The sequence below is a fragment of the Paenibacillus azoreducens genome, assembly GCF_021654775.1.
GTDB lineage: Bacteria > Bacillota > Bacilli > Paenibacillales > Paenibacillaceae > Paenibacillus_AQ > Paenibacillus_AQ azoreducens.
The window spans coordinates 5,697,880-5,712,469 of record NZ_AP025343.1; the positions used below are offsets into that span (position 1 = coordinate 5,697,880).

The 14,590-nt window shown below is 51.7% G+C and carries 12 protein-coding genes; 1 reads left to right on the plus strand and 11 read right to left on the minus strand.

What is annotated here, in order from left to right; translation table 11 throughout:
- Positions 1–18: 18 nt before the first annotated feature.
- From L6442_RS25240 to L6442_RS25285, 10 genes are all read right to left on the minus strand, one after another.
- Positions 19–729 (minus strand): copper homeostasis protein CutC, encoded by a 711-nt coding sequence (locus L6442_RS25240; RefSeq protein ID WP_212976990.1) that lies wholly within the window; start codon positions 727–729, stop codon positions 19–21.
- On the minus strand, positions 726–2,183 hold the full coding sequence (locus L6442_RS25245) for a leucyl aminopeptidase family protein (RefSeq protein ID WP_237100079.1): 1,458 nt from the start codon (positions 2,181–2,183) through the stop codon (positions 726–728). Before L6442_RS25245 ends, L6442_RS25240 begins: the two co-directional genes overlap by 4 nt.
- Positions 2,184–2,222: 39 nt before the next feature.
- Positions 2,223–3,650 (minus strand): dipeptidase PepV, encoded by a 1,428-nt coding sequence (gene pepV, locus L6442_RS25250; RefSeq protein WP_212976991.1) that lies wholly within the window; start codon positions 3,648–3,650, stop codon positions 2,223–2,225.
- Complete coding sequence (locus tag L6442_RS25255) at positions 3,637–4,674, minus strand: ABC transporter ATP-binding protein (RefSeq protein ID WP_212976992.1); 1,038 nt, start codon at positions 4,672–4,674, stop codon at positions 3,637–3,639. Before L6442_RS25255 ends, pepV begins: the two co-directional genes overlap by 14 nt.
- Complete coding sequence (locus L6442_RS25260) at positions 4,674–5,684, minus strand: ABC transporter ATP-binding protein (RefSeq protein ID WP_212976993.1); 1,011 nt, start codon at positions 5,682–5,684, stop codon at positions 4,674–4,676. Before L6442_RS25260 ends, L6442_RS25255 begins: the two co-directional genes overlap by 1 nt.
- Before the next feature lie 12 nt (positions 5,685–5,696).
- Positions 5,697–6,602 (minus strand): ABC transporter permease, encoded by a 906-nt coding sequence (locus tag L6442_RS25265; protein WP_237100081.1) that lies wholly within the window; start codon positions 6,600–6,602, stop codon positions 5,697–5,699.
- 25 nt (positions 6,603–6,627) lie between these two features.
- Entirely contained in the window at positions 6,628–7,563 is a 936-nt protein-coding gene (locus L6442_RS25270) for an ABC transporter permease (protein ID WP_212976995.1), read from the minus strand.
- A 109-nt stretch (positions 7,564–7,672) separates the two neighbouring features.
- Complete coding sequence (locus L6442_RS25275; protein ID WP_194229805.1) at positions 7,673–9,322, minus strand: peptide ABC transporter substrate-binding protein; 1,650 nt, start codon at positions 9,320–9,322, stop codon at positions 7,673–7,675.
- A 253-nt stretch (positions 9,323–9,575) separates the two neighbouring features.
- Entirely contained in the window at positions 9,576–10,577 is a 1,002-nt protein-coding gene (locus L6442_RS25280; RefSeq protein ID WP_212976996.1) for an asparaginase, read from the minus strand.
- Positions 10,578–10,614: 37 nt separating this feature from the next.
- The gene (locus L6442_RS25285) at positions 10,615–11,805 is read right to left on the minus strand and encodes an ROK family transcriptional regulator (RefSeq protein ID WP_212976997.1); all 1,191 of its coding nucleotides are present in this window, start codon (positions 11,803–11,805) and stop codon (positions 10,615–10,617) included.
- 288 nt (positions 11,806–12,093) lie between these two features.
- Here L6442_RS25285 and L6442_RS25290 point away from each other — a divergent pair, with 288 nt between their 5' ends.
- Positions 12,094–13,308 carry an MFS transporter gene (locus tag L6442_RS25290; protein ID WP_212976998.1) on the plus strand — a complete coding sequence of 405 codons (1,215 nt, stop codon included), beginning with the start codon at positions 12,094–12,096 and terminating at the stop codon, positions 13,306–13,308.
- A gap of 264 nt (positions 13,309–13,572) precedes the next feature.
- Here the strand turns inward: L6442_RS25290 and L6442_RS25295 are convergent, their stop codons facing one another.
- A complete protein-coding gene (locus L6442_RS25295; protein WP_212976999.1) occupies positions 13,573–14,493 on the minus strand; it encodes a Gfo/Idh/MocA family protein in 921 nt (306 codons plus the stop codon).
- Positions 14,494–14,590 lie beyond the last annotated feature (97 nt).

Below are 14,590 nucleotides of genomic sequence, written 5' to 3' on the forward strand. Positions count from 1 at the left end.
CACAATAGTCATCATTTTTTATCTGTCATTCCCTAAAGAAAGGTTTTCATTTACGATTTGCTTCGCGGATTGAACCTTTGACGGATCCACAGGCTGCAAAGCATCTCCGTTCACTCGCAGCGCCGAACCGAAATGCACTTCCTTCACGCCGGTCGTATGGATAAACTCCCGCAGAACAGGGACGGTTAAGCCATACCCGGCAAGAATCGTGATCCCGGTACCTTGGGACGCCTTCACCAGTTCTTTAATCTGCGGAGCAGACTTCGGCGCCGGCTGCGGCCCGCCGGAGGTCAGGATGCGGTTGATTTGCGGATAACCGGAAAGCACCTTCAGCGCGGATAATTGATCCTGTATTTCATCAAATGCCCGGTGGAAGGTTACGTTAAGCCCCTCCGTATCCTCAAGCAGCAGATCAAGCGCTGCAGTGTCCACCACACCGTGCGGCGTTAAAGCGCCGAGCACGATCCCTGCCGCACCGCATTCCTTAATAAATGCGATGTCCTCCCGCATCGTCCGCAGATCATGCTCGTCATATACAAATGACCGGCTGTGCGGACGCACCATCACATGGACAGGAATATCCAGGCGGCTCACCGCTTCCCGAATCAGGCCGGGCCCCGGAGTCAAGCCGCCTTCGACAATGCCGGTGATGAGCTCGATCCGGTCGGCTCCCCCCTGCTCCGCCAATATCGCGTCCGTCAAATTCGTCGCTATAACCTCCAGCTTCATGATTCCCCTCCTCTTTTGCTTGTTGCCGCTTGTTCGCATACAAAATCGGCGAGCAATCTGACGCCGTATCCTGTGGCGCCCGTCACCTTATATCCGCGCGTTGATTGAACCTGGACCGTATTCGCCATATCAATATGGCACCACCGTGCCTTGGCGTCCACGAAACGGCGCAGGAAAAGCGCAGCCATATTCGCCCCGCCATACGGATTCGATGCCAGATTGGCCAGATCCGCATACGGGCTGCGCAAAAGCTCCTCGTCTTCATCAACAAGCGGCAATCTCCAGATCCGGTCGCCGTTTTGTTCGCCGATCCCCATGAAGCGAGCGGCATATTCGTCATCTCCCCAAATGCCGGCCACCTTTAGGCCCAGCGCGTGCCCGACGGCTCCGGTCAGGGTGGCCACATCAATCACTTGGCGGGCGCCGCTGCGGATCGCATGAAGGATGGCGTCGGCCAGAATCAATCTGCCTTCGGCATCCGTATTCACCACCTGCACCGTCAGGCCGTTCGGATAACGAACGACATCGGAAGGCAGAAACGCCCCGCCGTCCGGCACGTTATCCGCAATCGGAATAATGGCGCTGATCTTCGCCTTCGCTTCAAGCCGAGTCAGAAGATCCATTGCGCCGATTACGGCGGCCGCTCCGCCCATATCGAAACGCGCATCGCTTAAATCCCGGGCATCCTTCAGGTTCATGCCGCCCATATCAAAGGTGATGCCTTTGCCGATCAACGCCAAATGTTCCGCATTCGGATCACCTGTATAACTTATCTCGACCATCGCCGGCGGATGTTTGCTGCCTGCGCCAACGGCCAAAAGGCCGTTCATCTGCCGCTGCTTCAGTTCCTCGCCTTCATACACGTTGATCTTCACATTCCGCCCGGCAAAAATCTGCCGGATGCGCGCTACGAAAGCGCCGGGGTTCAAATCGCTGGCCGCTTCGTTGCACAGATCGCGGGCCAGCGACGTCGCGGCTGCCCGCATCCGTCCAAGCTCCACTGCTCCGGCATAATCCTGCTGCTCCGAGCTGATCTGCAGCCACTCAACCAGCGGCTGCTTCTTGGAGGACTTATATTTGTCGAAAACATAGGTGCCAAGCTCCCAGCCTTCAACCCATGCCGTTACCGCCTCTGCCGGCCAAACCCGGGAACCGAATACCTCTTCAAGACAGGCCGGATGAACGGCCGCCGTCTTTTTGCCAAGCTCCCGGATCGCCCGCCCGGCATTTCCTGCCGCTTCCCGCAAAATCTCCAAGTTAAACCGGGCGTGTGAACCAAGCCCGATGATCAAAATATCCTGTTCATCGGAACTTCGAGCATAAAACCAGAAATGCGCACAGCGCTCCTTCATTTTCGCGGAAAGCGGAAGTTCGGGCGAATAAACGCCGTCACTAAATACCAGCTCGATGAGCACTTCCGCTTTCCGATCCGTTCCCGTTATGATTTCCATCATGCATGCATCCCTTTGCCAACAAATTTCTTCATGCTATCATCACAGCTCCAGATTGCAGAGTTCGCTTACCGCTCTGGCATAGATGGCCGTAGAACGCAGCAGCAGCTCAATGTCCATATATTCATTCGGTTGATGCGCCGTGGACTCCATCCCCGGAAACAGCGGCCCGAAAGCAACCCCCATCGGGAAATGGGCCGCGTACGTGCCGCCTCCCGTAGACAACAGCTCTGCCTTTTCTCCGGTTTCCGCCAAATAGGTCTCCTGCAGCGCCCGGATCATCGGGTGGCTCTCCGGTACATAATGCGGCTTTTTCAAGCTTGGCGGCTCCATTTCCAAACGATAAACAGCCAGCTTTTCCGAGATTTTCTTCAATATATCGTCGTAGTTTCCGCAAATGGGAAAGCGTAAATTGATATGAAAAAACGTCTCCCCTTGCGGCTCGTATTGCAGGATGCCGCTGTTAATCGTCAGCGGCCCGCTGATTTCATCTTCCATGTCAATGCCCATTGCGCGGCCGTACACGTCGTCATACAAAAGAGTATCAACAGTGTTCAAGTAATGCCCGGCCCCGCCGTCCCAAGAAAACTCCTTCATAAAATGGATAAGGGCAAGGCCCGCATTCATTCCCTTGTGAGGTTCCATGCCATGAGCGGCTTTCCCTGCCATGCGCAGCACGATCGTTTGATCTGCTTGCTCTGCGCTTCCCCGAAGCTTATTCCCGCTGCAATAAGCATGGTAAGCGTCCTCCAACGCTTTCAGCCGGTCCGGGACAGCGGCCACAACCGCTTCCGCCGCTTCCGGCACCATATTGGCGACCACGCCGGCGCGGAAGGACACCAGTTTGTACTCGCCTCGGATCTGCATTTCCCGCTCAGCATTTGGGAACATAATCCGGGTATTGATTTGCCCCTTCTCGGCGCCAATGATCGGAAACTCTGCATCGGGCGTAAAACCGCAGGCCGGCATCGGTTCCAGCTCCTTATACCGCTCCATGCACTGATGCGTCCGTTCTTCATCCGTGCCGAAGATTAGCCGAATCCGGTGCTTCAGCGGCAGTCCCAGCTCCTTGACGATTTTCAGCGCATAAAAGGAAGACATGGCCGGGCCTTTATCGTCGATAGCGCCGCGCGCATAAATCTTGCCATCGCGAATCGACGGTTCAAAAGGAGGCGTAACCCATTCGCCGGACACAGGCACCACATCCAAGTGGCTCAATACCGCGATATAATGTTCGGCCTCCTCCGGGCCGTATTCGGCATAACCGACCAAACCGTCGTGGTTCGTGACGCGGAAACCTTCCGCTGCGCATAAATCCAGCATATAGCGGAGAGCATCAGCAACCCCTTTGCCCATCGGCTGTCCGGGTCCGGCCGTCTCCGGATCATAAACGCTTGGAATCGCGAGCAGCCCTTTCAGATCATGCAGCATGGCGTCTTTACGGCTTTGCGCCTGTTCATACCAATTCATGGGCTTCAACTCCTTGCTGCTTTCCGTTTTGGACTGATTTAGCGTCCTTGCCGCCTTCATACAGATGGCAGGCTACAAAATGTCCCTTCTCCGCTTCCTGCCACTTTGGCGCCTGCGAGGCGCATACTTCCATGGCAAACGGGCAGCGGGTCCGGAAACGGCAGCCGCTCGGCGGATTGATCGGGCTTGGCAAATCACCCTGAAGCACCATCCGTTCCCGCGTTCGTTCCAGCTTCGGATCCGGCAGCGGAATGGCCGACAGCAGCGTTTTCGTATAAGGATGCAGCGGATTATCGAACAGCTTGTCGCTTTCGCAAAGCTCGACCATTCCGCCCAGATACATGACGCCGATCCGGTCGCTGATATGCTTAACCATGGACAAGTCATGCGCGATGAAAAGATAGGTCAACCCGCGCTCGTGCTGGAGTTTTTTCAGCAAATTGACGACCTGGGCCTGAATGGACACATCAAGCGCCGAGATCGGTTCATCGGCGATAATGAAGCTCGGATTGACCGCAAGCGCTCTGGCGATCCCGATGCGCTGCCGCTGCCCGCCCGAAAATTCATGCGGAAAACGATCGGCATGGCTGCGGTTCAGCCCGACGGTATCCAGCAGGGTATGCACCATCTCCAGGCGTTCCTTGCGGTTTTTGGCCAGTCCGTGGGCATCAATGCCTTCCGCAATAATATCGGTGACGGTCATCCGCTGATTCAGCGAAGCGTACGGATCCTGGAAAATCATCTGGATATCCCGCCGCAGCTGCTTCATTTCGGATTTCGACTTATGTCCGTGAATAGAGCTTCCTTTAAACATTGCCGTTCCTGCTGTCGCATCATAAAGCCGGATCAGCGTACGGCCCAGCGTAGATTTGCCACAACCGGACTCGCCTACCAGCCCGAAGGTCTCCCCCTCGTAAATCTCGAAGCTGACATCATCGACGGCCTTAAGAATCTGTCCTTTTCCGACATCGAAATAACGCTTCAATTGGCTGACTTCCACCAGCGGTTTCTTCTTCGTATCCATTACCGTTCACCTCCTGCCGCAAGCGGACGTTCCACCTTGGGCGCTCTTGGGTCCTGAAGCCAGCAAGCGGCCCGGTGGGTATCCGTATGTTCCGTATATGACGGCAATTGTTCATAACATACTTCCATCGCGTAAGGGCAACGCGCCGCAAACGGACAACCCTTCGGCGGATCGCTCAAGTCCGGGGGCGTGCCCGGAATCGCCAGCAGTTCATCGGTATGTTCATGCAGCTTCGGCATGGAGGCAAGCAATCCCCATGTATACGGATGCCGCGATTCATAAAAGATTTCGTCAACCGTACCGGTCTCCACGATTTTGCCCGCATACATCACCGCAACGCGTGAAGCCATATTGGCCACAACCCCGAGATCATGCGTAATTAAAACGATGGAGGTTCCGAGCTCCTCCTGCAGACGTTTCATCAGTTCCAGAATTTGCGCCTGGATCGTCACGTCGAGCGCGGTTGTCGGCTCGTCCGCGATAATCACTTTGGGTTCTCCCGCCAGCGCAATCGCAATGACGACGCGCTGCCGCATTCCGCCCGAAAGCTGGTGCGGGTACTGCTTCAGCCGTTTTTCAGGATTCGGAATGCCGACCTGGTTCAGCAGCTCCACCGCTCTTTTGGCGGATTCTTCCCTGCCCATATTTCGATGCTTGCGCAGCACCTCGATAATCTGTTTGCCGATCGTCATGGTCGGATTGAGCGAGGTCATCGGGTCCTGAAAAATCATGGCGATTTCTTTGCCGCGGATATTTTGCATCTTTTTCTCGGAGAGCGTAACCAGATCTTCGCCTTCAAAACGGATGGAGCCGTTTTTGATTTTTGCGGTCTTGGCCAGCAGTCTCATAATGCTTTTCGAAGTGACCGATTTACCGGAACCCGATTCGCCTACGATCGCCAGCGTCTCTCCTTTGCCGAGGGAAAAGCTGACGTCACGCACCGCCTGAACCTCGCCGGCATATGTGTAAAAGCTTACCTGCAAATCTTGAACTTCCAGCAAACTGTTCATCGTCATCCCCTCCTATTTCCGCATTCTCGGATCCAATGCATCCCGTAATCCGTCGCCCAAAATGTTGAATGTCACCATAATGAGGACAATGACGATGGAAGGATACAGCAGCAAGTAAGGCTGAGTATTCAGTGCCGCAAAGCCGTCATTGATGAGCACACCCAGAGACGACATTGGAGACTGCAGCCCCAGTCCGATAAAACTCAAAAATGCTTCCGTAAAAATGGCCGACGGAATCGTAAACATCGTATTAATGACAATAATGCCGATCGTATTCGGAATCAAATGCTTCCCAATAATGCGCGTACCCGATGTGCCCAGCGTACGGGCAGCAAGCACAAACTCCTGGGATTTCAGCTTCATGATATGGGCCCGCACCAGGCGCGCCATATTCACCCAGCCCGTGATGGACATGGCGACCATAATCGTAATGATTCCGGGCTTCATAACCATCATGAGCAAGATGATAATGATCAAGCTCGGAATGCCGGTCAGAATTTCGATGACGCGCTGCATCACGTTGTCTGTTCGGCCCCCCATCAGCGCGGACACCGCGCCGTAGGCTACGCCGATCACCAGGTCCAGCGTCGCGGCAAGCACCGCGATGAGCAGGGAGATTCGCGTCCCCTGCCAGATCCGGGCCCATTGGTCACGGCCGAATTTATCGGTTCCAAACCAATGTTCAGCGCTTGGCTTCTGGTATACGGCGCCGTAATCGGTATCGTAATAATTGTGATGGCCGATCCATGGCCCGATTATGGCAAGCAGCAGCATGGCTATCAGAATAAAAAGACTGACGATCGCGGCCTTATTTTGTTTCAGTCGTCTCCAGCTGTCCTGCAGTCCCGACTGCGATTTCCGGGAGATTTTCTCCTTCTCTTCAGGCCGGGCTGCAGCCGGCCGAAATAATGAGTCCATATTTGATGTGTCCTGCGGCATAAGCTTACCCCTTTCCTGAAGCCAGACGGATCCGCGGATCAACAAGGCCGTATAACAAATCTACAATAAGCATGACAAAAACATAGAAAGCACTGTAAAACAGCGTGATCCCCATAATGGTCGAGTAATCATTCATCTTGATGGAGTCAACGAATAGACTGCCGATACCGGGAATGCCGAAAATATTTTCGATGACCAGCGAACCAGTCAGCAGATTCACGACAATCGGTCCCAAAATGGTGATAACGGAAATCAGCGAGTTGCGAATTACGTGCTGGAACATAATCCGAATCGTTCCAAGCCCTTTCGCTTTGGCTGTCGTAATATAATCCTGCTCCAGCACTTCCAGCATCTCCGTACGGACAAAACGCGCGATCAGGGCGATAACGCCAACGCATAATGCAATCGAAGGCAGAATCGAGCTCGGGTAACTTTCCCAGAAAGCCACCGGCAGAAGCCCCCATTTGAGACCGACAAAATACTGCAGCAGCGCGGCCAATACAAAGTTCGGAATCGAAACGCCAAGCACCGCGATAATCATCGTCGCATAATCCCAGGCGGTGTTGTGGCGGTAAGCGGCTACAATACCGAGAATGAGGCCGATGGCCAGTCCGAGCAGCACGGCTTGAAGACCGATGAGCGCCGAAGGAAACAAGCGGCTCGAAATAATGTCCTTAACCTTTTGTCCCGTATAGAAAAACGACGTACCCAAATCGCCTTTGACCACATTTTTCAAATAATTCACATATTGCGTGAAAACAGGTTTGTCCAGGCCATAGCTTGCATAAATCATCTGCTTTTGCTCTGGAGGGAGCTGGGCCAGTTTCTCTTCATCAAACGGCGTGCCAGGCAGTGCCTTCATCAGAAAAAAGGTTACGGTTGAAATAATAAACAACGTGATGATCAAATAAATGATCCGAAAACCGATATAACGTTTCAATGTTGCACCTCCCGAAAACATGGGGATTCGTTCAAAAGATCAATCAAAGGCGGGAAAGGAAAGAGAGAAGCAGCGCTTCTCTCCTCTCCCGGAAAACCAGAAACCTGCGTTATTTTACATCCGCGTATTTGAAGTCGACAGGGTTGCCGTACGGATGGTACTCCAGGTTTTGCACTCTGCTGTTCAGCAGGTAGGAGTAGCCGCCGAAGTAGATCGGAACAACCACCACATCATCATCAAGCAGCGTTTTTTCAGCAGCAAGCAGCATTTGGATACGTTTCTGCTCGTCGGTTTCTTTTTTAGCATCCGTTATCAGCTTGTCATAGTTCGCATTTTCATAGTTGCCGCGGTAAGGCGTATGGTTCGCCCACAGATCCAGATACGTCATCGCATCGTCGTAATCGGCTCCCCATGCGGTAATACCCATTTGATAGTTGCTGTTGTCCATCAGCTGGTTGCGGGCTTTGCTTGTTTTCGTGTCGATCACGACGTCAATGCCAAGGTTTTTCTTGTATTCGCTCTGCATAAAAGTGGCCACGTCTTTCACTTCAGAAGTGTCGGCAACAAGCATGGTGATTTTAGGCGCTTTGCCAAGCTCCTTGACGCCTTGCTCCCAATACTCTTTCGCTTTGGCCGCATCAACACCGACCAGATCTCCTTGCATTTCTCTAAAAGATTTGCCGTCAAAACCGCTCATCACGTCAGGAATCAATCCTGTTGCGGCTTTCGAACCGTTATTGAGGACTTGATCCGCAAGCAATTTGGAATCGAAGCCGTATTTCAGCGCTTTGCGGATATTTACGTTGCTTATGCCGTCCGCTTTGGTGTTGAATTGCAGGTAGGTTGTTCTAAAGTTAATGCCTGTTCCGAAGCCCGGATCGGATTTTGATGCGTTCACGTCAGAAGAAGACAGAAGCACGCGGTCGAGCTGCCCTGCTTTGTAGGCGTTCAGAGCCGTGCTTTTCTCTTTGATTACCTTCACGTCCACTTTATCGATCTTTACATTAGCCGCATCCCAATAGCCCGGATTCTTTTCGAGAACCGCGCCGCTGGCTGCATCCACCGTAGCTACCGTATAAGGGCCGTTAAACAGCATGCTGTCCGCGCCCACGGCGAAACCATCGCCTTTGGATTTGACGAATTCCTCTTTCATCGGGAAGTATGGTGCGAGTGAAGTCAGACGCAGAAAATAAGGCGTAGGCTGTTTCAGCTTGACCACCAGCGTTTTGTCGTCTTTGGCTTCAATTCCGACCTTGTCCGCCGAACCGCCGGCAGCATATTCGTCTGCGCCAACGATGTAGTCTGTCATAATAAAGGAATATCCGTTGGTTCCGATTTTCGGATCCAATTCATTCAGCCATGCGTATTTGAAATCTTGGGCGGTTACCGGCGTTCCATCGCTCCATTTTGCGTTATCGCGAAGGGTGAATGTATACGTCAGCTTGTCATCGGAGACATCCACTTTTTCTGCCATGGCAGGCTGCGGCTCATTCTTCAAATCCAATCTGTATAGGCCTTCTTCAACGTTGTTCAGGATTGTAAACGATACGTCGTCAGATGCCTTCCATTGGTTCAAATCTTTAATTTCGTTTTCGACATACACTTTCAAATCTTTGGCCGCGGCAGCAGTCTCCGATGTTTTGCCGGAAGCGTTGTCGGCCGGTTTGCTTTCGCTCCCCGAAAAACCACTAGAGCAGCCCGCAAACATGGCGGATACCAGCAGCAGTGATGCCAATACAGTCATCTTTTTCTTTTTCATACCTGTCACAACTCCTTTGTTCCCCTTTTTGATGTATGATTGCACCGTTACTTCCCTTCAAGAGGTTGTTCAAAAGTTCGCTTTTCAACGCCCACTTCAATAGAAAATAACGAACGAACCCGTGTACAAAAAAATGTGAAATCCCGTTTTATTCCATGGCAGGGCTTGCAGAACCTCCTATGGATACCCAGGTGCATCCGGAGGATGATTATCCGGCCGAGGCTCTAGATGCGTATTCCTGAAAGTGCAGAACTTATGCAAAGGTAAAAGCGGCTTTTCGCTCGCCGACAACGATGTGGTTGTCATTTTGGATCTCTTTGGATACCACGGAATACAATCTATCGATGGTTTCCTTGTTGCCGTACCCGATTTGCTCCAGAATCGAAGCGACAATGATCGGCCACGGAGTTTCCGAGCCGTCAATCACTTTCAGCGCAAAGGCAACGCGTTCCCGAATTAAAGAGAAACAGTACACGCCTTTGGCTCCGCCCTTTGCGACAATATTGCTGTCACGCAGCAGCTCGGAGCAGATAAATTGATGGCTGGCGATGCTGTCCGGTGCGGCATGCATGTAGGCCGTCATTCTTTTTACAGCCTCACGCGTTTCTACATCCGCGATCAGGTCCGGACAAGCAAGCTTGAGATATGCTTTGGCGATATTTTGCAGCGGAAGCGCGAAGATCGGGAAGCCGCAGCCGTCGACGCCGATTCGGATTTGCTCGACCGGATATTCGGCCATATCCGCTAAAGTATGCAGAATTTCCTGCTGGATCGGATGGGATGGCTGCCAATAGGTTTCAGTGTCATAACCCATCTCTCTGGCGGTGGCGATGATGCCCAAATGCTTGCCTGAGCAGTTGTGATAAAGTCTTCTCGGCGCTTTGCCTTCCCGCATGCAGGCGAACTTCGGCTCGTCATTCAACGGATAGGTAGGGCAGCAGAGGAGTTGTTCCTCCGAGAGGCCGGTTTTGCGCATAATCGCTTCCAAAGCTTCGATATGATACGCTTCTCCGCGGTGGGATGCGGCAAACATCGCAGCTTCGGCATCCGTCAAGCCGTATTTGCCGGCAATATCCTGTTTCATTACCGGAATGGCCTGAAACGGTTTCGCTGCAGAACGGAGGAAGGTCACGTGTTCCGCGCTTCCTACCTCATGAATCACTTCGCCTTTGTCGTTGACGCCGCACAGCACGCCCAAATGAACGTTTTCAAGTACGCCGCCACGGAATTCTTCCATTAATGGTTTGAAATACATCGCTATCCCCCGATTCAGTTTTCATTAAAATATTTGGTCAATTATCGATCAGCTCCACTTGCTCCATTTGGCTGCTGATATCCAGGAAACGGCTCTGCGCGAGCAGGCCTGAACCGATCACAACGCCGTCGTTTTCAAATGCGGAATATACGATCTGAAAGGTGCCGCGCAGCGGTTCCCATACAAACTGATCCATGCATTTATCCGCAATAAACTCCCGGACTTCCGAAAATCTCTCCACGAGTTTGCCTGTCAAAATGACGGTGTCCGGATTGTACATGCAAGCGATGTTGCTGATCGTAACCGCTATGAATGTCATGGCCCGGTCGATGATGCTCGCTGCCCAAAATTCCCCATCGCGTCTGGCTTGGAACAGTTCATCCAAATTAGCGATCGGTTTGATTTTATTGGACTGTTCAAGGAGCGAAGCTTCGGCGATATAGGTCTGCAAGCAGCCAACCTTGCCGCATTCGCATAAAATTCCGCCCGGATCCACGACCGTATGTCCGATTTCACCTGCGCTGTTGGATTCGCCCCGGTAAATCTCCCCGTCAATGATGAGCGAAGAACCGACACCGCTTCCGAACCCGATCAGTACCGAACGGCTCGAACCTTTGGCGGCTCCATACATATGCTCCGCAAGCGATTTCACTTTCAGTTCGTTGTCGACCGCTACTTCAAGCCCGGTAAGCTTCTTCAGTATGCCGGCGATATCGGTCTGCTTCCAGCCAAGCTGCGCCGATAACACGGCCGTACCGCTTGCATAGTCGATAATGCCGGGAAGCCCTACGCCGATGCCGACGATTCTGCGCCGGTCGAAATCTTCAGCTTCGATCAGTTCATTGATCCCAGCCGCAATATTTCCAAGCGTTGCTTCTGCGGCTTCGTTTTTCTGTCTTTCAATGGTTCTGCTGCCAATCACCCTGCCATCCAAATCAATAACGCCAATCCGGATCATCGTCTTGTCGATTTCTACCCCAACCGATAAAACGGATCTGGGATTAACCTGCAGCAAAACCGCTTTTCGGCCTACGCTGCTTGTCTCCTGCTCGATTTCATGCATGAAATCAAGATGGAACAAATCGGAGACGATGCGGCTGATCGTAGTCGGACTCATCCCCGTCAATCTGGCGATCTCGGCCCTGGAGAGGGGCGGGTTGTTTTTGATCATCTCAAAAACGGTAGCTCTATTCTTTCTTTTAATATAATCCTGGTCATGCTTTTGCATGTGATAGATGGCTCCTCCGCCATTAATTATTTTCACCCATGGAGAAATATAGATAATTTTGGATGATATATTTGCTTAAATTTTGATTTTTAGCTTGTTTAAAACCATGAATTTATATGTTATACACTTAATTTCTCCAGTGATGTTATTAATGAACTTTAAATGTTTTTCCTAGGCCTGTCAATAAGTTTGCGAGAAATAATAGTTCTTGAAAGTTTTCATGGAAAATACAATAATTACAGAAAGAAAAATATTATTTCAACGCCATAGAAAGGTAGAATACACAGCATGCATACAACTCACACGGTCCACGAAAAGACCAAAGATCCTTTTCCGGTTTCCATCCTCTCGCTGACGGTAGGCGCCTTTGCGATTGGGATGACCGAGTTTGTCATCATGGGAATATTACCGAACGTCTCCAAAGATCTCGGCGTCAGCATTTCCACCGCCGGGCAGCTTATTACCAGCTATGCGTTAGGCGTTGCGATCGGCGCGCCCATCATGACGATTTTGACTCATCGGCTGCCGCAAAAGCTGCTCTTATGCCTATTGATGGGATTGTTTATTCTGGGCAACGGCATTGCCGTCATCGCTCCGAATTACGACGTGCTGATGGGAGCCCGCCTGCTGACCGCCCTTTGTCATGGCACCTTTTTTGGCGTCGGCGCAGTGATTGCGTCCAACCTCGTCAAACCGCATAAAAGGGCCGGCGCTGTTTCGATCATGATGGCGGGACTAACGATCGCGAATATCATCGGGGTGCCTATCGGTACCTTTGTCGGCCAAAATCTTGGCTGGAGAGCTTCCTTCGCCGCTATCATGCTGATGGGCATCATCGCCTTAATCGGCATCATCATTTTTATTCCGCGGATTCGTCAGGATGAGCCTGCTGGCATCGCGAAACAATTTAAAGCTCTGGCCCAGCCCAAGCTGATCGCCGTTTTGCTCGCCTGCGCGATCGGCAACTCCAGTCTGTTTACAGTATTTACTTATATTACGCCTTTGCTCGAACAAGTCACAGGATTCCATGAACATAGCGTCACCTGGATTCTCGTCTTGTTCGGTATCGGCGTCACGGCAGGAAATATCGTCGGCGGCAAACTCGCCGATTGGAAGCTCATGCCGGCGGTCATCGGAATTTTCGCTTCCATCTGCGTACTGCTGACGATTTTCACATTCACCGTCAAAAGTCCGATCGGCGCCGTCATCACGATTTTCCTGTGGGGAGCCGCCTCATTCGCCGTTATGCCAGGCATTCAGGTCAAAATCATGAATATGGCCCATGAAGCGCCCGCTTTGGCATCGACCACCAATCACTCCGCAGGCAATCTGGGCAACGCGTTTGGCGCTTTTTGCGGCGGGTGGGTCATCGACCGGATGGGACTCACTTCCTTGCCTTGGGTCGGCGCTATATTAGTAGGCATCGCCTTCTTAGTCTGCCTGAGCATTTATGTACTGGAACGTAAACAAGAGATGCCAGTGCAAGTTGGTAAACCGCTGTAATAGCAAAATTTGAGATCAGAAAATCCAAGCGAGGTATAAAAGAAGAAGCCGTCTCAACGAAATGTTGGGGCGGCTTTTTATCTGCGGATTTGTTCATTTTTCGGTTCTCAACCTTCCGGAATGATCCGGAGGTTGCCTAATCATTCGAATGCATCTGGAAGAATTACAAATTGCGCATACTGATGATGAGGATCACGATACCATGCTTACCGAGGAGCGCTCACAAACAATTGAAGCTATCCGCGTCCGTGAACTCGTGCTCTGTTACATATGAAGCCCGATTCTTTTCCCCGTTTCCCTGCTTTCATTAGCCGCTTCGATAAAACGGATAATTTCAAGCGTAAGCGACATGTCCAGAGGCGGAGCATCGCCTTTGAATACCCGCATGACCTGCTCCAGCAAACTTGCATAAAACGGCTTGGATCCCCCATCGATATCGATAAAAGTGTGCTGATTTTCCCGATGAACCACCGCTGCAAAAGGAGTCCCCACCATACGGCTGCCGCGGGCTGTTCCTATCCTGCCATTGCTCCACTCACCGATGATGATTTCCTCGGCCCCCGGAGCTTCCGTCCTCATCGAAGTCACATATTTGCATCCTGGCCCCATAAGGGTGTACAGCATTTCTATCGAATGAATGCCATACCAAAAATAACCCCTTTGAGTCGGCTCAATAACCATCGGACCATAGCAGTCCGCACCCGTAACGATTCCGGAATCGTTTTGCTCAAGTTCATCCGTAAGCGCTTTCGCATACCTTAGTGCTGATGAGCTCATGATCGTGATATCCATTTCTTTTGCTTGCGCAGCAATAGCTTGTGCATCAGAATAACTTACAGCAAACGGTTTATCTATAAAAACAGGTTTCTTGTAAACGGCTATTTTTTCGAAGATTTCCTTATGTATACGTCCGTCGGCTGACAGCAGCATAATGGCATCCGCTTCTTCTGCAACCTGCTCGGGGTGTAGGTACATCTTCACTCCGTGATGATCCCTAAGCTTGGATGCAAACTGCCCAACCCGCGACCTGCTCAGTTCAAAGTCATCGGATCCGCCTGCAAATGCCGAAACGACTTTCCCTCCCGCAACATGAAAGGGATGATCCCGATTATTGAGAAGTTCCGTGAAAGCCGTAGAGTGTGACGTATCTGTACCGATGATGCCAATCTTTAATGGTTCTTTCATTTTCATTCCTCCTCCCTATCTTGAATATCACTTTTAGATACATGATGTTCAACTCTCTCCTTTATAACTATACTATATAAGTCGCAGAATCATTGTA

Excerpts from the sequence above, each read along its gene's own strand:
- L6442_RS25240 (WP_212976990.1), bottom strand. The coding sequence starts at position 729 with ATGAAGCTGGAGGTTATAGCGACGAATTTGACGGACGCGATATTGGCG.
- L6442_RS25245 (WP_237100079.1), bottom strand. The coding sequence starts at position 2,183 with ATGATGGAAATCATAACGGGAACGGATCGGAAAGCGGAAGTGCTCATC.
- pepV (WP_212976991.1), bottom strand. The coding sequence starts at position 3,650 with ATGAATTGGTATGAACAGGCGCAAAGCCGTAAAGACGCCATGCTGCAT.
- L6442_RS25255 (WP_212976992.1), bottom strand. The coding sequence starts at position 4,674 with ATGGATACGAAGAAGAAACCGCTGGTGGAAGTCAGCCAATTGAAGCGT.
- L6442_RS25260 (WP_212976993.1), bottom strand. The coding sequence starts at position 5,684 with ATGAACAGTTTGCTGGAAGTTCAAGATTTGCAGGTAAGCTTTTACACA.
- L6442_RS25265 (WP_237100081.1), bottom strand. The coding sequence starts at position 6,602 with ATGGACTCATTATTTCGGCCGGCTGCAGCCCGGCCTGAAGAGAAGGAG.
- L6442_RS25275 (WP_194229805.1), bottom strand. The coding sequence starts at position 9,322 with ATGAAAAAGAAAAAGATGACTGTATTGGCATCACTGCTGCTGGTATCC.
- L6442_RS25280 (WP_212976996.1), bottom strand. The coding sequence starts at position 10,577 with ATGTATTTCAAACCATTAATGGAAGAATTCCGTGGCGGCGTACTTGAA.
- L6442_RS25285 (WP_212976997.1), bottom strand. The coding sequence starts at position 11,805 with ATGCAAAAGCATGACCAGGATTATATTAAAAGAAAGAATAGAGCTACC.
- L6442_RS25290 (WP_212976998.1), top strand. The coding sequence starts at position 12,094 with ATGCATACAACTCACACGGTCCACGAAAAGACCAAAGATCCTTTTCCG.
- L6442_RS25295 (WP_212976999.1), bottom strand. The coding sequence starts at position 14,493 with ATGAAAGAACCATTAAAGATTGGCATCATCGGTACAGATACGTCACAC.